We start from the raw sequence: 18,152 nt of genomic DNA, 5'->3' as shown, positions 1-18,152 counted from the left end.
GTTCAGGGATGTGCCGCCGGCTCCGGCGAAGCCGAAACCAGCGTCCCAATGGTATCGCCGCGGAGCGCCCGGTACACCGCGTCCGGTGCGGCCACATCGAACACCACGATCGGCATGTGGTGCTCCATGCACATGCTCAGCGCGGTGATGTCCATCACCTGCAGCCGCCGCTGGATCGCCTCGATGTGCGTGACGTGCTCGAACTTCTTTGCCCCGGGCACCTTTGCGGGGTCCGCGTCGTACACGCCATCCACCCCGTTCTTTGCCATCAGGAGCACTTCGCAATCGGTCTCGATGGCGCGCAGGGCGCCCGCCGTGTCGGTCGTCATGAACGGGTTCCCCGTCCCCGCGGCGAAAATCACCACGCGCCCCTTCTCGAGGTGGCGGATCGCCCGCCGCCGGATGTACGGCTCGGCGACCTGCGCGATCGGCAGCGCCGTCTGCGTCCGGACCACGGCGCCGCGCTTCTCCAGGGCATCCTGCAGCGCCAGGGCGTTCATGATGGTGCCGAGCATCCCGGCGTAGTCGGCGGTCGCCCGGTCCATTCCCGTCTCGGCAACGGTCGCGCCCCGCCAGAAGTTCCCGCCGCCGACCGACACGGCAACCTGCACGCCCTCATCGACCGCCTGCTTAATCTGCCGGGCAAGGTCGTTCAGGGTTACCGGGTCGATGCCGAACGGCCGCGAGCCCATCAGCGCCTCGCCGCTCAGCTTGACGAGCGCCCGCCGATACCGCCCGCGGCCGTGCCCGGTCATCGTCTGCTACCGCCCAAGTTCGAAGCGCACGAATCGGCGCACGCGGATGTTCTCACCGGTCCGGGCGATGGCATCCTGCACCAGGTCCTTGATGGTCTTGCTGGCGTCGCGGATGAACGGCTGGGCGAGCAGGACAACCTCCTCGTCCGGGCCCTCATACTTCGCGCGCTCGGGGTCATCGGCCGAGACGACCTGCGGGCTCATCGCCGCGATCTGCATCGCAATGTTCCGCGCGAGCTGGCGGAACTCCTCGGTATTTGCCACGAAATCCGTTTCGCAATTGACCTCAACGAGCACGCCGATGCGGCCGCCGGCGTGGATATATGCATCGACCACGCCGTTGCTCGTCTCCCGGTCCTGGCGCTTCGCTGCCGCGGCGATACCGCGCTCGCGCAGGATCTGCTTCGCCTTCGCCTTGTCGCCGCCCGCCTCTTCGAGCGCGCGCTTTGCGTCCATCACCCCTGCCCCGGTCTCTTCCCGGAGCTCTTTGATCATTTCGGTTGTAACAGCAGCCACCTGCAAATTACTCCTGTGCCTGGGTCTGGGCGGCGTCAGCCGCCTGCATGCTGATGACGGTCACGCGGGTGCCCGCCTCGGCTGGTGCCTCGTCCTCGGGCGACGCGGTGTAGACACCGGCGCCTTCGGCCGATCGTGCCAGCTCCTCGACCTGGGTACCCGGCGCCACCCCCGATTCCCGCATCGCGCGGCCCTCGATGGCGGCGTCGGCAATCTTCCCGAGGATCAGCTTGATCGCGCGGATTGCGTCGTCGTTGCTCGGGATGGGGTACGCGATCGGGTCCGGGTCGCAGTTGGTATCGACCAGCGACACGATCGGGATGCCGAGCCGGACGCACTCGGAGACGGCGATCGCCTCCTTAACGGTATCGATGATGAACACGGCGCCGGGCAGCCGGTCCATGTTCTTGATGCCGCCGAAGTACCGGTTCATCCGCTCGATCTCGTTCTGGATTTCGAGCTGCTCGCGCTTCGGGAGCCGGGCGAAATCCCCCCGCTCCATCGCCGCCTCCAGTTCGCGAAGGTGGCGAATCCGCTGCTGGATCGTCCGGAAGTTGGTCAGCGTGCCGCCGAGCCAGCGGTTGTTGACGTACGGGAGACCGGCGCGCTTCGCCTCCGCTTCGACGGTTTCGCGAGCCTGCTTCTTCGTGCCGACGATCAGCACATCTGCTCCCGAGGCGACGACATCGCGTACGAAGTTGATGGCCGCTTCGAGCCGGGTCACCGTCTGCTGAAGGTCGATGATGTGGATGCCGTTCCGCTCGGTGAAAATGAACTGACGCATCTTCGGGTTCCAGCGGCGGGTCTGGTGCCCGAAGTGAACGCCCGCTTCGAGCAGCTGCTTCATACTGACAGGGGTAACCAGGGGAATCCTCCATCTTGCGGCATCAGAGATTTGACCCGGTGGGCCAGGATGCCGCCGATCAACGCAACGCATCTCAGAATAGCAGGGGCGGCCTTGGGCGAAAGCGCCCGACCCCTCACGCCCCGCCCCACTTGACAGCCTCCGCCGCGCGGCGCATGCTGCGCGGCAGGAAAGGAGGTGATGCGCATGGACCATCATAGTCGTAGCTACGACCGTACCTTTGCGCTGGAGGTGACCTCCTCCTAGACCTCTCGGAGGAATCACCCAACCTCCTAAGACTCCGGTCTTAGCTACGCCAGGGCCCCGGCACTACCGGGGCCCTTTTCTCGTCGCCGGGTTTCCGCAATGAACAACGTCATGCCGCCCTTCGACTTCGCACGCTTCCAGTCGCTGCTGACGACCACCCTGGTGGGCCGCTCCCTCGTCTACCGCCCCGTCGTCGGCTCGACCATGGACCTCGCCAGGCGCGAGGCCGCCGAAGGCGCCGTCCACGGCACCGCCGTCTTCGCCGAGGAGCAGACCGCCGGCCGCGGCCGGCGCGGCCGCGCCTTCTTCAGCCCCGCCGGCGCGAACATCTACGTCACCTTCGTCCTCCGCTGCAGCCTCGAACTGCACCGAACCCTCCCGGTCCGCATCCCGGTCGCAGTCGCCCAAGCCATAGCCGGGGTCATCCCCCAGGCGGCGATCAAGTGGCCGAACGACATCTGGGTCGGCCGCCTGAAGGTCTGCGGGATGCTCATCGACGGCGAACTCGAGGCCGAGGGCCCCGTTGCCTTCCCCGGCATCGGCATCAACGTCAATTTCGACCCCTCCACGGCACAGCCGGACCTGGTCGGTATCGCGACCTCGCTCTCGGCACTGCTCGGGCAGCCGGTCGACCGGGAAGCGCTCTTCGCCAGCGTGTGCAACGAACTGGAACGGGCCCTCCAGTCGCCGCTCGGCGCCATCCTTGCCCGGTACCGCGAGCGCAACCTTGTACTCGGACGGCGCGTGCACGTCAGCCCGGTCGGGGGCGAGCCCTTCGAAGCGCTCGCCGTCGACCTCGACGACGCCGGCGCCCTTGTTGTCGAGCGCGATTCCGGTGTGCGCGAAACCGTCACCGCGGCCGACGTGTCCGTCCGCCCGGCGGCGACATGATCCGTTCGCCGTGGTGATTTATCGTGACGCTGTGACATTCGAGGAGATCGTCGCCCTCGCCGCCAGCCGGAAGCGCGAGATGCCCGAAGGCTCCGGCACCGCCGCCCTGCTCGCGCAGGGGCCGCATGCGATCGGAAAGAAGCTCGTCGAAGAGGCTGCCGAGGCCTGGATGGCTGCCCGCTACGAATCGCGCGAGGCGCTCGCCGGAGAGCTCTCGCAGGTGCTCTACTACGTCGCCTGTATGATGGCCGCCGCCGACCTCACGCTCGATGAGGTGTACCGCACCCTGTGATCAAGGTTGCCCTGCCGAACAAAGGGGTCCTCTTCCAGCCGACGCTCGACCTCCTCGCGTCGTGCGGGTACCGCGTCGGCAAAAGCGGCAGCCAGCTCTCGGCCTTCGACCCCGAAAACGATGTGGAGTTCTACTTCCTCCGTCCGGGCGACATCCCCGTCTACGTATCGAACGGCATCCTCGATGCCGGAATTACCGGGAAGGACCTTGCTGCCGAGCGAGGTCACAGCCCCGAACTGCTCCTCGACCTTAACTACGGCGATTCACGTCTCTGCGCCGCTGTCCCCGCTAACTCGCCGGTCCGGACGCTCGAGGAAGTCGCCGGCCTGCGCATCGCGACCTCCTTTCCCAACATCGTCCGGCAGTACTTCCATGGCCGCGCTCTGAAGCTGATTGAGCTGGAAGGCGCCGTGGAAATCTCCGTCGCGCTCGGCATCGCCGAAGCGGTCGTCGATGTCGTCGATACCGGGACCACCCTGCGGCAGGCCGGGCTCCGGATCGTCGGCGAACCGCTCTTCGTCTCGAACGCCGCCCTGTATGCCCACCCCGAGCGCGCCGACCATCCGCCCGTCCGGGTGCTCCGCAGCCGTATCGAGGGCCGCCTGGTCGCCCTCGATTACATGATGGTCGAGTACGACTGCCCGGGGACGATCCTCCAGCAGGCCTGTGAAATAACACCTGGCCTCGAATCGCCCACCATCACGCAGCTCCAGCGTGAAGGCTGGTACTCGGTCAAGGCGATGGTCCGCCGCAAGGAGGCCCACCGCATCATGGACGAGCTGTCCAGCATCGGTTGCCGCGGCATTCTCCTGACGAACATCGAGAGCGCCCGCATCTAACCACAGGACCATCCGCGCCCGCGGTTCGCTACCATGAGGCCATGCCCCCCATCACCCTCCATATGGTGATCGCCCGCCAGGTCGCGCTCGACCTCTGCCACCCCGATGTCCCCGCCGATTCCGGCGCCTACCTCCTCGGCGCGACCTCACCGGATATCCGCGTCATCACCCGACAGGACCGCTACAGCACCCACTTCTTCGACCTCAACGAACATAACCACCAGGACTCGGTCGCAACCTTTCTCGCCACGTACGGAAAGCTCGCCGCGCCGGAGCACCTGAACCCGCCGACCCGCGCCTGGGCCGCCGGCTACATCTCCCACCTCGTGCTTGACGAGCAGTACATCACGGGTGTCTATCGCCCCTATTTCCTCCGCCACGACCACCTCGGCGGCGCCATGCGCGCCAACATCATGGACCGCCTCCTTCAGTTCGACCTTGACCGCCGCTACGGCTCCGACCCCGAGCTCAAGGCGTCCATCTGCAGTGCCCTGGCCTGCACTGTGGCCGATATCGAGACCGGGTTCATCGACACCGACACCCTTGAACGCTGGCGCCAGGTCTCGCGCGATGTCGCCGCTCGGAACCTCGACTGGGACCGCGCCCGCGCCATGATCGCCAATCACCTGCGCTTCGCCGGTCTCGAAGAGGAAGAAACGCTCGACGCGTTCCTCGATTCGCTCCCCGAACTGCTCGATGAGACAATCGCCCACGTTACCGACGCCGAAGTCGAAGCCTTCGTGCAGCGCGCGACGGCAACGGCACGCGCCGCCGTGGAGAGGTACCTGGGATGCGCATAATCCGCAATGCTGAAGAAGGCCGCCGCACCCTCCTGGCCCGCCGCCCCCTCGAAATCGAAGAGCTCCCGATGGAGATCCGGGAGACCACCTTCCGCACCTTCGGTCAGGAACTCGCCCCCGACGAGGTTGTCCGCCGCATCATCCGCGACGTCCGCGAAGACGGCGATAACGCGGTCCGCTACTACAACTCCGCCATCGATGGCGCGCACACGCCGGAACTCCGCGTCCAGCCGGATGAAATCCGCGCCGCCTACGATGCGCTCCCATCCGATCTGATTGAGGCGCTCCGGTTTGCCGCCGACCGGGTCCGCCGCTACCACGAAACGCAGCTCCGGGGCGCCTCTATCGATTTTCAGCACCATGGGCTCGGCCAGGTCACGAGGCCTATCCAGCGCGCCGGGATTTACGTTCCCGGGACGCGCGCGCCCCTGCCCAGCACCGTCCTGATGTGCGCCATCCCCGCCCGCGTCGCGGGGGTCGATGAGGTCTACCTGACCAGCCCGGTCCTGCCCGACGGCACGGTCCCGCCGGTCAAGCTCGTCGCTGCCGATATCGCCGGGGTCGATGGCGTCTTCAAAGCCGGCGGCGCACAGGGCATCGCCGCCTTCGCCTACGGCACTGAGACCATCCCCCGCGTGGACAAGATCGCCGGGCCCGGCGGCCTGTTTGTGACCATCGCCAAGCGCCAGGTCTTCGGCGATGTCGGCATCGACAGCATCTACGGCCCCACCGAGACGATGATAATCGCCGACGAAAGCGCCAACCCCGAGCTGGTCGCGGCTGACCTTATCGCCCAGGCCGAGCACGACCCGCTCGCCAGCCCGATCCTCCTCACCCCCTCGCACTACCTCGCCGAGGAAGTTGCGGTGGCTATCGAACGGCAGCTCCGCGGCCTCGAGCGGGCGAAAATCGCCCGCGCGGCTCTCGAAAACCGCGGCGGCTGCATCCTCGTCAACGACATCGACCACGCCATCGAACTCGCCAACGAGTACGCCCCCGAGCACCTCTGCCTCTGCGTCGAAAACCCAACGGCCTACGCCATGAAGGTCCGCAACTGCGGCGGCCTCTTCCTCGGCGAGGCGTCTCCCGAGGCCGTGGGTGACTACACCGCCGGCCCCAGCCATACCATGCCGACCGGCGGTGCGGCGCGCTGGAGCGGGCCGCTTGGCGTCCACGACTTCCTCAAGAAAATCGCCGTGGTCAACCTCCCGGAAGACGAAATGGAGGAGCTGAACCGCGCTGCGGCGATCATCGCCCGCGCCGAGGGGCTGACCGGCCATGCACATGCCGTCGAGCGGCGGCTCCAGGGACGGTGACGTGGCTCTCCGCCGACTTCTGCGCGAGGACCTCGACGACCTCGAGGAATACCTCCCTGTCAAGCCGCTCGATGTCCTGGCGGCCGAGATCGGCGTGCCCGTCGACCGGTTGGTCAAGCTCGATGCCAACGAAAACCTGTACGGACCCCGGCCAGCCGTCCGCGAGGCGGCTGCCCGCGCTCCCTTCCATATCTACCCGGACCCCGGACAGGCCCGCCTCCGGGAGGCCATCGCCGGGTACGTCGGCGTCGAGCCCGGCCAGATTGTCGCCGGCACCGGCGCCGACGACCTCATTGACGTCCTCATCCGCCTTGTCCTGCCGCCGGCGGTCGTCATCCCCACGCCGGCGTTCGGCATGTACCGCTTCCTCGCAAAGATCCTCCGCGCCCGCCCGATCGAGGTGCCGCGGCGTCCGAACTTCGACCTCGACGTGGTCGCCATCCGCCACGCGGTCCAGCACCAGGGCGCCCGGCTCATTTTCTTGACGCACCCGAACAATCCGACCGGGAACCCTATCAATCGCGCCGAGCTGGAGGCCCTCCTCGCGCTTGACGCGATCATCGCCGTCGATGAGGCGTACATCGAATTTGGCGGCAGCTCGGTCGTGCCGCTCATCGCAGCCCACCCGAACCTCGTCGTCCTGCGCACCTTCAGCAAATGGGCCGGCCTCGCTGGACTCCGCGTCGGCTACAGCGTCTCAGCTCCGGAGCTGGCAACCCACATGATGGCCCTCAAGCAGCCGTACAACGTCAATGTCGCTGCTGAGGCTGCCGCGATCGCCGCCATCGAACACCGCGCAGAGATCGCCGAAGACATCGCCGCCATCGTGGCCGAGCGCGAGCGAATGTCCGGGCTCCTTGCAGCGCTTGGCTGGCTCCAGCCGCTCCCGTCCTGTGCAAACTTCGTGCTCGTCGCCGTCCGCGGCCGCTCGGCAAAGGAGGTTGCCGCTGCACTTCGCGCGCGCGGCATCCTCGTCCGCTACTACGATCGCCCCGACCTGCACAACTATCTCCGCATCAGCGCCGGCCGCCCGGAGGATACCGACGCGCTGATGGCCGCACTCGAGGAGCTCTAGCCATGGCCGAAACCGCCCCCATCCCCGCCACCGCCCCCCGCATCGCCACCGTCTCGCGCCGCACTGCCGAAACCAGCATCGATGTCACCCTGAACCTCGACGGCTCCGGCCGCTTCTCCTGTGCCACCGGCGTCGGCTTCCTCGACCATATGCTCTCCCACATCGCCAAGCACGGCGTCTTCGACCTCGAGGTCCGCTGCGAGGGCGACCTCTGGATTGACCAGCACCACACCGTCGAGGATGTGGGCATCTGCCTCGGCGAGGCGCTCGCAAGGGCCGCCGGCGACAAGGCCGGCCTCGTCCGTGCCGGGTCGGCCTACATGCCGCTCGACGAAGCGCTCGCGTTCGCTGCAGTCGACCTTAGCGGGCGGCCGTACGCCGTGCTCGACCTCAAGCTGCTCGGCCGTGAACTCGGCGGGCTTCCGCCGGACCTGTTCAACCACTTCCTCGAATCGTTCGCGTTCGCCGCGAAGATCAACCTCCACCTCCGTGTTCTTTATGGCGCGAACGACCACCACAAATGCGAAGCCGCCTTCAAGGCGCTGGCCCGCGCGCTCGATGCCGCCACCCGGTTCGACCCGCGGCGCGGCGGCGACATCCCCAGCACTAAAGGAACCCTCTAAGCCGGACGCCCGGCTTGACACTCCCGCCGAAGGCCGTAACCTTCCCCTCCGCCCCGTGGAAGACGCACTCGCACGCTACCTCGCATCCCGGCTCGAGGCGAACGATGTCCGGGTCACGAACTTGCTCCGCATCCCGGGCGGCGCCTCCCGCGAGACCTGGATGTTTGATGCCGAATGGACCGCCCCGTCCGGGGAGCGGCAGACGGCAGCCTTCGTGCTCCGCAAGGACCCGCCGGCATCCCTGCTGGAGACCGACCGCGAGGCCGAGTACGCCTTCTACTCTGCGTTCTGGGGAAGCGACGTGCCCGTCCCCCGGATGCGCTGGCTGGAGAACGATGCCTCCATCCTCGGGGGGCCGTTCTTCATCATGGAGCGCATCCTCGGCTGCGAGTCGGCGACCTCAAAGATCATCGCGCCGCCCTACACCGCCGTGCATCCGCAGCTCGCCGAGAACATGTACCGCATCCTCGCCGCCATCGCGACCTTCGACTGGCGCGGCACGCCGATCGAGCGCGTGGCCGAGCCGCCCACACCCGAAACGGCCTGGCAGCGCGAACTTGATCACTGGGAGCGCATCCTCGATACCGAGGCGATGGAGCCGCAACCCATCATGAAGGCCGCCATCCGCTGGCTCCGCGCCAATCCCCCGCCGCCTGCGCAGCGTATCAGTGTTGTCCACGGCGACTACCGGGTCGGCAACTTCCTCTACCGCGAAGACGGCAACATCGACGGCATCGTCGACTGGGAGATGGCCCACCTGGGCGACCCCCTGGAAGACCTCGCCTGGTCATTCAACCAGTCGTGGCACTGGGCCAAAGACGGACGTCCCGGCGGCATCGTTGACCGTGCGACCGCCATCGCCCACTGGGAGCGGTATAGCGGCCTCCGCGCTGACCCCGAGGCCCTCTACTGGTGGGAGGTCTTCAGCCACGTGAAGTGCCAGGGCATCTGGGTCACGGGTGCCCGCTCGTTCCAGGAGGGCCGCACCAACGAACTCATCCTGCCCCTCGTCGCCTACTCGCTGATCAACGCACAGGACCAGTACCTCCTGCGCACCCTCGGGAGGCTCCCGTGAACCCCTCTGCACCTCGGGTCCTCCAGGGCCTCGCTGTCAACCTCCTCTCCGAGGTCATGCCGAACATCGCCACCCCGTTCGGCCAGCAGCTCGTCGGTATCGCGGCCATGCTCGACATGATGATCGCCGAGGAGTTCGACCGCGCTGCGGACCGCCTCGTTACAGAAAACCGGGCCGTCAGGGCGATCCTTGCCGAGGGCAGCACTCTCCTCGGCGAGCAGTGCCCGCCATCGGTCGCGTCGGCCGTCAAATCACCACCTGCCCCCAGCCTGCGGATTCCCGACCTCCAGCGGGAAAACGATCTCCTCCGCGCCGCTCTCATCGACCTCCACGCCGCGGTCGAGCAGACCCCCGGCGAGGCTGCCCGCGCCTTCGAAGAGCGCATCTGGGCCGAACTCATCGAGTCGACCCGCCGTCGCCATCTCGTCTCTCGCCTCTAATCAGATGCGCGAGCAAATCCGCCGTCTCCTCCAGGCCTACGAGCCGACCCGCCAGCAGCCCGACCCGCCGCTGCCGCCTGCCGGCGTCCTCCTGCTCCTGCACGACCGTCCCGGCGGCCCGCACATCATCTTCCAGAAGCGCACCGACCATGTCCGCGACCACAAAGGGCAGGTCAGCTTCCCGGGCGGTGTCATGGACCCGGGCGACCCCGATATTCGTTACACGGCCCTCCGCGAGACCTACGAGGAGATCGGTGTCCACCCCGACCACGTGGAGGTACTCGGCCAGCTCGACGACATGGTGACCGTCTCGAACTTTCTCGTAACCCCTTTCGTCGGCTGGCTCGACCGCTACCCGTACGAGTGGCGCTTCAGCAGCACTGAGGTCGCCTACCTGCTCGAGGTTCCGCTGGACCACGTCCGCGACCCGCGCAACCTTGTCCCCGACCGCCGCATCATCAACGGCAGGGAATACGTCTTCCAGGCCTACCAGTTCGGCAATGACCTGATCTGGGGCGCCACCGCCCGGATGCTCGGCAACTTCCTCGACCTCCTCCGGGCACTCGAATGAGCCCGCGACACCCGTCCCCGGCCGCACTACCATCGGACCCGTGACGCACGACGCCATTAGCCACACCCGCCCGCTTCGCTCCCTCCTCGACGAGCTTCCCGGCGCCCGCCTGCTCCGTGGCGAACCTGCGACGCCGGTGGCAGCGGTTCACCACGACTCCCGCCTTGCCGGCCCGGGCAGCCTGTTTGTCGCGATCCAGGGCTTTACGGTCGACGGGCACCAGTTCCTCCCCGATGTTGCTGCCGCCGGCGCTGTGGCAGCCCTTGTCGAGCGCGGCCACGAACTCCCGCCGCTGCCCGAGTCGCTTGCCCTCATCGAGGTCCCCGCGACCCGCCCTGCCCTCTCGGCCGCTGCGGCATGGTTCTACGGCCACCCCGGGCGTGAGCTCGTCGTTATCGGAATTACCGGGACCGACGGGAAGACGACGACCTCCCACCTCCTGACCAGTGCGCTCGAAGCCGCCGGCGCCCGCGTCGGCCGACTGGGCACCGTCGACGTCTATCTCCCGGGCGAAACCGGGCACGTCACCGCGCGCATGACGACGCCCGAGGCCACGGAGGTCCAGCGCCTCCTGCGCCGCATGGCTGACGCCCATTGCGACTATGCCATCGTCGAGTCGACCAGCCACGGCCTTGCCCTGCACCGGCTTGATCACGTTGATTACGACGTGGCCGTCTTTACGAACATCACCAGCGACCACCTCGATTTCCATAAGACCTTCGAGGCCTACCGCGATGCCAAAGCGAGGCTCTTCTCCGCCCTCGACCGCGCCATCGACAAAGGCGTCGGCAAGCACGCCGTCGTCAACGCCGATGACCCATCGGCGAACTACATGCTGAGCCACACGCGCGCCGAGCCGCTGCGCTTCGGCCTGGAAGCCCGCGATGCCGACGTCGTCGCCCGGAACATCATCCTGCGCCCCGATGGCACGAACTTCCGGATCGTCGCACCCCACGGCATGGCCGAGGTGTCGCTTCGCCTGCCCGCGCTGTTCAACGTCATGAATGCGCTAGCCGCCGCTTCCGCTGCCCTCGCCGTCGGCGCCGACCTGCAGGCGGTCGCCCGCGGCCTCGGCGAGTGCCCCGGCGTCCCGGGCCGCATGGAACGCATCGAGGCTGGCCAGCCGTTCGAGGTCATCGTCGATTACGCCCATACCGGCGACGCCGTCCGGAAGGTGCTCGAAGTCCTGCGCGACGTCTGCCAGGGGCGGCTCATCATCGTGGTCGGCGCAGCCGGCGAGCGCGACCCCGGCCGACGCTTTGGCGTGGGCCGGGCTGCCGCCGAGGGCGCCGATTTCGCCATCTTCACGAACGAAGACCCGCGCTCCGAAGACCCTGCCCAGATAGTCCGTGAAATCGGCCGCCACGCAGAGAGCGCCGGCCGCAAACGCGGCACCGACTTCCTCGAGATCGAAGACCGGCGCGAGGCCATCGCCACCGCGCTGGCGATGGCCCGCTACGGCGACATCGTCGTCATCGCCGGTAAGGGCCACGAAAAGTCGATCGTTTACGGTACGGAAGCCATCCCCTGGGACGACCGCGAGGTTGCCCGCGAAGAACTCGCAAAGCTCGGTTACCGGGGCTGAACGAACCCTTTCCCCGCCAGGCGACCCGCCGCATTGGTCGCAAATCCGGCCGTCCGTATACTGGCCGGGAGCCGGCTACGCACCCCAGCAGCCGTCCACCGGAGTAGCACCGTGCCCAAGCGCAAGAAACGCGAGCTGCACCACCTGCGGCAGGAGCCCTCGCGACGCCGAACCTATCAGCTCAGCCACGCCTCACCGTCGGAGATTTACAAGCCCGGATTTCCGATGAACATCCTCGGCGATGTCCGATGGTTCGCGATCGTCGGCGTTGTCGCCGCTGTGGCCATGGTTGTGACCGCCGTTCTCACCACAGGCGGCGTCGACCAGGGCAACCCCGACGCGCTCCCGACGGCCACGCCGACCGCGTCGGCAACGGCCGATGCATCTCCGACAGGCAGCCCCACCCCCGCGCCGAAGCAGTTCGAAAAGGCCGAGCAGGTTATCGACGCCGAAAAGTACACCTACACGGCCACCTTCAAGACCAGCAAGGGCGACTTCACCGTGCGTCTCTTCGCGGATGTCGCCCCGAAGACCGTCAACAGCTTCGTCTTCCTCGCGAAGCAGGGCTTCTTCGATAACACCACCTTCCATCGGGTAGTTTCGAACTTCGTCATCCAGGGCGGCGACCCTACCGCCACCGGCACCGGCGGCCCCGGCTACCAAACGCAGGACGAGCCGAATGAGCTCCGGAACAAGAAGGGCACCATCTCCATGGCGAAGGTCTCGGGGCAGACCCAGTTCGGCAGCCAGTTCTTCATCAACCTCAAGGACAACCCGTCACTCGATTTCGACAACCCCTCGGCCAACAAGTTCTACCCGTTCGGCGAGGTCATCTCGGGCATGGATGTCGTCGAGGCTATCGGGCGGGTGCAGGTCGGCCAGGGCGACCGCCCCATCGAGCCAGTGACGATTTCGACGATCGAGATCACCGAGACCCCGAAGTAGCGCCTCCGCGCTCCAGCCGCGCATCCCGCGCAGCCGCGATGGCCAGCGCCGTCGCGGCCTCCGTGCGTCCGTCGCGGTCACCGGCGAACACGCTCAGCACGAGCCTGCCCCGCGGCTCATGGAGCGCAAACAGGCGGACCTTTGCATCGCCTTCCGCAGCGTCCAGCTCAAACAGCCGCCCGCGCTCGGCTGGAAGTTCGATCGCCGTCGCGCGTTCCATCGGCGCCCAGAGCATCCCAGAGTCACGGATGACCTCCGGCTCGGCCGTGAGGGCCGCCACCCATGCCGCTGCCTGCGCCTCGGAGCTGAACGAAAGAACCTGGCACACCACGTTGACCGGGCTCGCGAACGGGGGCCGCGGTAGCGCCTCCTTCCAGAAAACGAAGCGGCCCCCCTGCATCCCGGCGGTCCGGTAGGCCGCTTTCCGCTCCTCCGGCATCCGGGAAAGCCCGCCCAGGTCATCGGCGGTAAAGTCGCCGCGGGTCTGCTCCATAAACGCACCCGGCAGGTCCTCCGCCTGGCAAAGCAAGGGGTCGAGCCCGGTGCCGTCAAATCCGGCCCCCGCCCGGCAGCCGGCGATCACCACCGCCGCGGCCAGGAGCATGCCGCTACGCCAGCTCGTCATCGTTTGCTGGCGCCGGCTCCGGGCCGATCAGCCCATGTTTCGACTGGTAGCGCTCGACAACCACAATCAGCAGAAAGAATGGGATAAACGCGAGCGCCGAACCGAGCGCCCACCACCAGAAGGGGACGACCAGGAAGAGGATCGTGCAGGCCGCGGTGAACGCCATCCCGATGATGGCGAAAATGCGCCCGGCGAGCACCCATGGCGTGACCGGCGTGTGCATGCCACCAGTTTCCCCTTCCCGGCGGCCCGGGTCCATCCCGGGGCCTGCGGCTTCACCCGACGTCCCGTATACTCCCCGCGAACTCCCCCCTCCGGAGGCCTTTCCATGGGACGTCCCGTGCTCCGCACGGAGCTGTGTGACCTGCTCGGCATCGAATACCCCGTCATCCTCGCGGGCATGGGCCCGGTTGCCGGCGGCCTGACCGGGCCTGTGGCCACCGCTCCCCTCGTCGCCGCGGTGTCCAACGCCGGCGGCCTGGGCGTCATTGGCGGGGCCGGGTTCAGCGCCGAGCGCCTCCGCGAGGAAATTCGCAAAGTCCGCTCGATGACCGATAAGCCGTTCGGCGTCGACCTCCTCCTCCCCTCGAACTACATGGGCGCCGCCGCCGGCGGCGAAATGCCGCGCGACCCCCGCGAGCTCATCCCGGCCGCGACCCGCGAAGCGCTCAAGAAGATCGTGGAAGACCTCGGCGTTCCCTGGCAGGAGATGCCCCGTGAACCTGCCGCCGAGCCCCGACGCCCCCGCGCGGGCGGCATGTCCGACGAGCAGATGGAGGTCGTCATCGAAGAGAAGGTCCCTGTCTTCGCCAGCGGGCTTGGCAGCCCTGCGCCCTGGATCGACCGCCTCAAGGCGAACGGCACGAAGGTCCTAGCACTTGTTGGCAACGTGAAGAACGCGAAGCGCGTCGCCGCTGCCGGGGTCGATATCGTCGTCGCCCAGGGAACCGAGGCCGGCGGCCATACCGGCCGCGTCGCCACGATGGCCCTCGTCCCCCAGGTCGTCGATGCCGTCGCGCCCACGCCGGTCGTCGCAGCCGGCGGGATTGCCGATGGACGCGGCATCGTCGCGGCCCTCGCCCTGGGCGCCATCGGCGTGTGGTGCGGCACCGCCTTTCTCGTCTCCGAGGAAGCCAACCAGCCCGACCTCCAGAAGCAGCGCATCCTCGCTGCGACGGACGAAGACACGCGCGTTACCCGCCTCTACAGCGGGAAGACGATGCGCAACATCACCAACCCGCTCATTGAGGCCTGGGAGGCGGCCGGCATCCAGGCCCTGCCGATGGGCCTCCAGGGTCTGCTAATCCAGGACCTCGTCTACTCCTGCCGCAAGGCCGGCCGCGAAGACCTCCTGATGAACGCTGCGGGTCAGGTCTCCGGCATGCTCAACCGCATCCGGCCGGCCGCCGACATCCTCCACGACATGGTGGCCCAGGCCGCCCAGATTCTCGCGCGCGACCTCCCCGCCCGCGTCACCGCCATCCCGGAGTCCTGAGCCATGCCCGACCGCGCCCTCGACGGTGTCCGCGTCATTGAATTCGCCGACGAAACGGCGGCCTACTGCGGCCGCCTCCTGGCCGACCTCGGAGCCGAGGTCATCAAGGTTGAACCCCCGGGCGGCGGCCGCCTCCGCCGGGCGCGGCCCTTCGTCAAGGGCCACGAAGGCGACCCCAACGCCAGCCTCGCCTTCTGGGTCCACAACACCTCGAAGAAATCCGTCGTCCTCGACCTCGAAACCGACGAAGGCCGCACGCTCGCACGGAAGCTCGCGCTGACCGCCGACATCGTCCTCGAGGACTACCCGGTGGGCTATCTCGCCGAACGCGGTCTCGGCTTCAACTCCCTCCACGCCGAAAAGCCGGCGCTCGTCTACACCTCGGTCACCGGTTTCGGACAGGATGGCCCGCATGCGCACTGGGCCTACTCCGATATCGTCGGGCAGGCGATGGGGGGCATCATGACGCTCGCCGGCGAGCCGACCGATCCCCCGAACATGATCTACGGCCGCCAGGCCGATATCTCGGCCAGCATCCAGGCCGCCCAGGGCACCCTTATGGCCCTCCTCTATGCCGAAGCGACCGGCGAGGGGCAGCAGGTCGACGTTTCTGCGCAGGAAGCGCTCTCAATGGCCCAGGAGACGGCCATGCAGACCTGGGACTTCCAGAAGCGGAACCGCACCCGCACCGGAGAGCTCGGCATGCTGCCCATCCCGCTTCCGGCGACCGGCGTTGCGAAGTGCAGGGACGGCTACGTCTCGCTCTACATCCTTGCGCCAGCCGGCAAGGACCTGCCCGCGCTCGTCGACTGGATGCGCGAAAAGGGGATGCAGGGGCCGCTCGATGACGAGCCGTACCGGACCATCGTCAACCAGCTGAACATGGCCTGGCTCACCCAGCTCATGTCGAACCTGGCCGCAGCCGGCGAGATCCTGCAGCATCTGCCGGTGATCACGAAGACGATTCTCGATTTCTTCGCCACCATGAGCGCCCGTGAGGCCTACGAAGAAGGCCAACGCCGCCAGCTGCTCATCGGTATCGTCTCGACACCAAAGGACATCGCCGAAAACGCCCAGCTCCGCGCACGGGACTGGTTCGTGCGCATTGAGTCGCCCCTCGGCGGCACCATTGAGTTCCCCGGGCCCCCGTATCGGCTCTCCGAGACCCCGGCCGTCATCTCCCGGCCGCCACGCCTCGGCGAGCACACCGACGACATTCTCGCCTCGCTGCGCTAAGGAGCTGTTCAAATGCCGAAGAAGCCGCTGGAAGGTCTCCGCGTCGCCGATTTCTCCTGGTACGGCGCCGGCCCGATCGCCGGCAATACCCTCTCCCAGTTCGGCGCCGAAGTCATCCGCGTGGAATCAGAAACCCGCCCCGATGGCCTCCGCCGCGTTCACCCCTTCGCAATGAACCCCGACGGGACGTTCAAGACCGGCTACAACGTCTCCGGCTACTTCAACAACTTCAACACCGGCAAGCTCTCCATCCAGCTCAACCTGAACGTCCCGAAGGGCCAGGAGGTTGCCTACCGGCTCATCGAGAAGTGCGATGTTTTCCTCACCAACTTCACGCCGCGCGTCATCGACAAGTGGAACCTGCGCTACGAGCAGATCAGCGCGGTGAACCCGCGGATCATCGCGGCCTACGCGCCGATGCAGGGCCTCACAGGCCCGCACCGCGACTTCCTCGGCTTCGGCGCCGTCCTGACACCGGTGACCGGGATCAGCCACATGAGCGGCTTCCCCCATCGCCCGCCAATCGGGGTCGGCACCAACTACCCCGACTACGTCATTAACCCCGGCCATACCGTGACCGCAATCCTCGCCGCGCTCCGCTACCGCAACCGGACCGGCAAAGGCCAGCTGATTGAGCTGCCGCAGATTGAGTCGGTCGTCAATGCGCTCGGCACTGCCGTCCTCGAGTACCTGGTGAACGGCGACAACCCCACCCGCATGGGCAATCGCAGCCTTAATGCCAGCCCCCACGGCGCCTTCCGCTGCGCCGATGACCCCGAATCGGTCGGCTCCGTTGACCGCTGGGTCGTTATCGCCTGCCGCGATGACCGCGAATGGGCGGCTGCCGCCGCGGCGCTCGGCCACCCCGAAGCCGCCGCCGACCCGCGGTTCGCCACTTTCGAGGCCCGCAAGGCAAACGAAGACGAGCTGGAGGCGCTCATCGCCTCATGGGTCCGTGACCGGAAGGCTGAAGATGTAGCCGCCGCGCTCCAGGCTGCCGGCGTGCCGGCAGGCGTGGTCCAAAACGCGCAGGACCTCCTCGAGCGCGACGAGCACATGCGGGCGCGCGGCTACTACCAGTACGTCGAGCACCCCGAGGCCGGCCGGGAGGCCCACGACGGCCCCGCCTTCCGCCTCAGCGCAACCCCCGGCTCCGTGCCCGGACCTGCGCCGCTCCTCGGCGAGCACACGATGGAGGTGTGCGAGCGCATCATCGGCCTCTCGATGGACGAGGTCGCCGACCTCCTCGCCGAAGGCGTCCTGGTCTAGGCTCCGCCGGCTGCCCGCCCGTCGCCGGATGAGCACGCCATTCAGCGTTGCGCGCCGCTTGGTGCGGTGCGTGTGGTAGCATGCCGCCACCAACTCAAGGAGCGCTCCCTTGACCGGCCTGATCGTGCTCGTCGTCGTTATCGTCATCGCGCTCGTGCTCGTGTTCTGGGTCATCGGCCTGTACAACGGCCTCGCCCGCGCGCGCATCCGCGTGAAAGAATCGTGGTCCGGCATCGATGTCCAGCTGAAGCGCCGTTCCAGCCTCATCCCCAACCTCGTCGAAACCGTCAAAGGGTACGCGGCGCACGAGAAAGAGGTCCTCGAAAATGTGACCCGCGCCCGCGCCATGCTCGACCGTGCGCAAACCCCGGGCCAGGCCGCCCAGGCCGACAACATGCTGACCGGCGCCCTCCGCTCCCTGTTCGCGGTCGTCGAGGCCTACCCCGACCTCAAGGCCAACCAGAACTTCCTCGAACTCCAGCGCGAACTGACCGATACCGAGGACAAAATCGCCTACGCCCGCCAGTTCTATAATGCCAACGTGCGCGTCTACAACGAAAAGGTCGCGACCATCCCCAGCTCCATCATCGCCGGGATGTTCAACTTTGAGCCCGCCGAGTTCTACGAAGCTGAGGAGGCCGCCCGCGAGGATGTCCGCGTCTCCTTCGTGAGTAACTGACCGCACCCGCCGGT

The 18,152-nt window shown here is 67.4% G+C and carries 21 protein-coding genes; 16 read left to right on the top strand and 5 right to left on the bottom strand.

The window, feature by feature from the left end:
- Positions 1-2: 2 nt before the first annotated feature.
- Genes pyrH through rpsB form a run of 3 tightly spaced genes read right to left on the bottom strand, consistent with a single transcriptional unit; the run spans position 3 to position 2,118 of the window.
- Positions 3-755 carry a UMP kinase gene (gene pyrH / locus A9A59_RS10170; protein ID WP_098504162.1) on the bottom strand — a complete coding sequence of 251 codons (753 nt, stop codon included), beginning with the start codon at positions 753-755 and terminating at the stop codon, positions 3-5.
- A 6-nt stretch (positions 756-761) separates the two neighbouring features.
- Positions 762-1,250, bottom strand: coding sequence for an elongation factor Ts (locus tag A9A59_RS10165; RefSeq protein WP_098504161.1), 489 nt, complete (start codon positions 1,248-1,250; stop codon positions 762-764).
- A 28-nt stretch (positions 1,251-1,278) separates the two neighbouring features.
- Positions 1,279-2,118 (bottom strand): 30S ribosomal protein S2, encoded by an 840-nt coding sequence (rpsB, locus tag A9A59_RS10160; RefSeq protein WP_278286876.1) that lies wholly within the window; start codon positions 2,116-2,118, stop codon positions 1,279-1,281.
- A gap of 363 nt (positions 2,119-2,481) precedes the next feature.
- Here rpsB and A9A59_RS10155 point away from each other — a divergent pair, with 363 nt between their 5' ends.
- The 12 genes from A9A59_RS10155 to A9A59_RS10100 all read left to right on the top strand — a co-directional run bounded on the left by A9A59_RS10155 (position 2,482) and on the right by A9A59_RS10100 (position 12,834).
- Positions 2,482-3,273 (top strand): biotin--[acetyl-CoA-carboxylase] ligase, encoded by a 792-nt coding sequence (locus A9A59_RS10155; protein ID WP_098504159.1) that lies wholly within the window; start codon positions 2,482-2,484, stop codon positions 3,271-3,273.
- Positions 3,274-3,352: 79 nt separating this feature from the next.
- Positions 3,353-3,565, top strand: a complete 213-nt coding sequence (gene hisE, locus A9A59_RS10150; protein ID WP_423242399.1) for a phosphoribosyl-ATP diphosphatase — start codon at positions 3,353-3,355, stop codon at positions 3,563-3,565.
- The gene (gene hisG / locus A9A59_RS10145; protein ID WP_098504157.1) at positions 3,562-4,404 is read left to right on the top strand and encodes an ATP phosphoribosyltransferase; all 843 of its coding nucleotides are present in this window, start codon (positions 3,562-3,564) and stop codon (positions 4,402-4,404) included. Before hisE ends, hisG begins: the two co-directional genes overlap by 4 nt.
- Before the next feature lie 41 nt (positions 4,405-4,445).
- Complete coding sequence (locus A9A59_RS10140) at positions 4,446-5,204, top strand: zinc dependent phospholipase C family protein (protein ID WP_098504156.1); 759 nt, start codon at positions 4,446-4,448, stop codon at positions 5,202-5,204.
- Complete coding sequence (gene hisD, locus A9A59_RS10135) at positions 5,195-6,520, top strand: histidinol dehydrogenase (RefSeq protein ID WP_098504155.1); 1,326 nt, start codon at positions 5,195-5,197, stop codon at positions 6,518-6,520. Before A9A59_RS10140 ends, hisD begins: the two co-directional genes overlap by 10 nt.
- A gap of 1 nt (position 6,521) precedes the next feature.
- The gene (gene hisC / locus A9A59_RS10130) at positions 6,522-7,595 is read left to right on the top strand and encodes a histidinol-phosphate transaminase (protein ID WP_278286875.1); all 1,074 of its coding nucleotides are present in this window, start codon (positions 6,522-6,524) and stop codon (positions 7,593-7,595) included.
- A gap of 2 nt (positions 7,596-7,597) precedes the next feature.
- Entirely contained in the window at positions 7,598-8,218 is a 621-nt protein-coding gene (hisB, locus tag A9A59_RS10125; protein ID WP_098504153.1) for an imidazoleglycerol-phosphate dehydratase HisB, read from the top strand.
- A gap of 55 nt (positions 8,219-8,273) precedes the next feature.
- A complete protein-coding gene (locus A9A59_RS10120; RefSeq protein WP_278286874.1) occupies positions 8,274-9,293 on the top strand; it encodes a phosphotransferase family protein in 1,020 nt (339 codons plus the stop codon).
- Positions 9,290-9,733, top strand: a complete 444-nt coding sequence (locus tag A9A59_RS10115; protein ID WP_098504151.1) for a hypothetical protein — start codon at positions 9,290-9,292, stop codon at positions 9,731-9,733. Before A9A59_RS10120 ends, A9A59_RS10115 begins: the two co-directional genes overlap by 4 nt.
- 4 nt (positions 9,734-9,737) lie before the next feature.
- A complete protein-coding gene (locus tag A9A59_RS10110) occupies positions 9,738-10,304 on the top strand; it encodes an NUDIX hydrolase (protein ID WP_098504150.1) in 567 nt (188 codons plus the stop codon).
- 40 nt (positions 10,305-10,344) lie between these two features.
- A complete protein-coding gene (locus A9A59_RS10105) occupies positions 10,345-11,889 on the top strand; it encodes a UDP-N-acetylmuramoyl-L-alanyl-D-glutamate--2,6-diaminopimelate ligase (protein WP_165772652.1) in 1,545 nt (514 codons plus the stop codon).
- 111 nt (positions 11,890-12,000) lie between these two features.
- The gene (locus A9A59_RS10100) at positions 12,001-12,834 is read left to right on the top strand and encodes a peptidylprolyl isomerase (RefSeq protein ID WP_278286872.1); all 834 of its coding nucleotides are present in this window, start codon (positions 12,001-12,003) and stop codon (positions 12,832-12,834) included.
- Here A9A59_RS10100 and A9A59_RS10095 read toward each other — a convergent pair.
- Complete coding sequence (locus A9A59_RS10095; protein ID WP_133117590.1) at positions 12,815-13,459, bottom strand: hypothetical protein; 645 nt, start codon at positions 13,457-13,459, stop codon at positions 12,815-12,817. The two genes, A9A59_RS10100 and A9A59_RS10095, sit on opposite strands and share 20 nt — an antisense overlap.
- Positions 13,443-13,682 (bottom strand): hypothetical protein, encoded by a 240-nt coding sequence (locus A9A59_RS10090; RefSeq protein ID WP_098504147.1) that lies wholly within the window; start codon positions 13,680-13,682, stop codon positions 13,443-13,445. Before A9A59_RS10090 ends, A9A59_RS10095 begins: the two co-directional genes overlap by 17 nt.
- Before the next feature lie 105 nt (positions 13,683-13,787).
- Here A9A59_RS10090 and A9A59_RS10085 point away from each other — a divergent pair, with 105 nt between their 5' ends.
- The 4 genes from A9A59_RS10085 to A9A59_RS10070 all read left to right on the top strand — a co-directional run bounded on the left by A9A59_RS10085 (position 13,788) and on the right by A9A59_RS10070 (position 18,138).
- Entirely contained in the window at positions 13,788-14,954 is a 1,167-nt protein-coding gene (locus tag A9A59_RS10085) for an NAD(P)H-dependent flavin oxidoreductase (protein WP_098504146.1), read from the top strand.
- A gap of 3 nt (positions 14,955-14,957) precedes the next feature.
- Positions 14,958-16,190: a CaiB/BaiF CoA transferase family protein gene (locus A9A59_RS10080; protein ID WP_098504145.1), complete on the top strand. Its 1,233-nt coding sequence runs from the start codon at positions 14,958-14,960 to the stop codon at positions 16,188-16,190.
- A 12-nt stretch (positions 16,191-16,202) separates the two neighbouring features.
- Positions 16,203-17,459 carry a CaiB/BaiF CoA transferase family protein gene (locus A9A59_RS10075; RefSeq protein WP_098504144.1) on the top strand — a complete coding sequence of 419 codons (1,257 nt, stop codon included), beginning with the start codon at positions 16,203-16,205 and terminating at the stop codon, positions 17,457-17,459.
- Between the two features lie 109 nt (positions 17,460-17,568).
- On the top strand, positions 17,569-18,138 hold the full coding sequence (locus A9A59_RS10070) for a LemA family protein (protein WP_278286871.1): 570 nt from the start codon (positions 17,569-17,571) through the stop codon (positions 18,136-18,138).
- Positions 18,139-18,152 lie beyond the last annotated feature (14 nt).

It is taken from the genome of Tepidiforma thermophila (assembly GCF_002563855.1).
GTDB classification, from domain to species: Bacteria; Chloroflexota; Dehalococcoidia; order Tepidiformales; family Tepidiformaceae; genus Tepidiforma; species Tepidiforma thermophila.
Note: the sequence above shows the minus strand (reverse complement) of the source record. Positions and strands in the feature narration are given on the sequence as shown.

What these genes read in the sequence shown, in the direction of transcription:
- pyrH (WP_098504162.1), bottom strand. Translation starts at nt 755, where the DNA reads ATGACCGGGCACGGCCGCGGGCGGTATCGGCGGGCGCTCGTCAAGCTG.
- A9A59_RS10165 (WP_098504161.1), bottom strand. Translation starts at nt 1,250, where the DNA reads ATGATCAAAGAGCTCCGGGAAGAGACCGGGGCAGGGGTGATGGACGCA.
- rpsB (WP_278286876.1), bottom strand. Translation starts at nt 2,118, where the DNA reads ATGAAGCAGCTGCTCGAAGCGGGCGTTCACTTCGGGCACCAGACCCGC.
- A9A59_RS10155 (WP_098504159.1), top strand. Translation starts at nt 2,482, where the DNA reads ATGAACAACGTCATGCCGCCCTTCGACTTCGCACGCTTCCAGTCGCTG.
- hisE (WP_423242399.1), top strand. Translation starts at nt 3,353, where the DNA reads ATGCCCGAAGGCTCCGGCACCGCCGCCCTGCTCGCGCAGGGGCCGCAT.
- A9A59_RS10140 (WP_098504156.1), top strand. Translation starts at nt 4,446, where the DNA reads ATGCCCCCCATCACCCTCCATATGGTGATCGCCCGCCAGGTCGCGCTC.
- hisD (WP_098504155.1), top strand. Translation starts at nt 5,195, where the DNA reads ATGCGCATAATCCGCAATGCTGAAGAAGGCCGCCGCACCCTCCTGGCC.
- hisB (WP_098504153.1), top strand. Translation starts at nt 7,598, where the DNA reads ATGGCCGAAACCGCCCCCATCCCCGCCACCGCCCCCCGCATCGCCACC.
- A9A59_RS10110 (WP_098504150.1), top strand. Translation starts at nt 9,738, where the DNA reads ATGCGCGAGCAAATCCGCCGTCTCCTCCAGGCCTACGAGCCGACCCGC.
- A9A59_RS10095 (WP_133117590.1), bottom strand. Translation starts at nt 13,459, where the DNA reads ATGACGAGCTGGCGTAGCGGCATGCTCCTGGCCGCGGCGGTGGTGATC.
- A9A59_RS10090 (WP_098504147.1), bottom strand. Translation starts at nt 13,682, where the DNA reads ATGCACACGCCGGTCACGCCATGGGTGCTCGCCGGGCGCATTTTCGCC.
- A9A59_RS10085 (WP_098504146.1), top strand. Translation starts at nt 13,788, where the DNA reads ATGGGACGTCCCGTGCTCCGCACGGAGCTGTGTGACCTGCTCGGCATC.
- A9A59_RS10080 (WP_098504145.1), top strand. Translation starts at nt 14,958, where the DNA reads ATGCCCGACCGCGCCCTCGACGGTGTCCGCGTCATTGAATTCGCCGAC.
- A9A59_RS10075 (WP_098504144.1), top strand. Translation starts at nt 16,203, where the DNA reads ATGCCGAAGAAGCCGCTGGAAGGTCTCCGCGTCGCCGATTTCTCCTGG.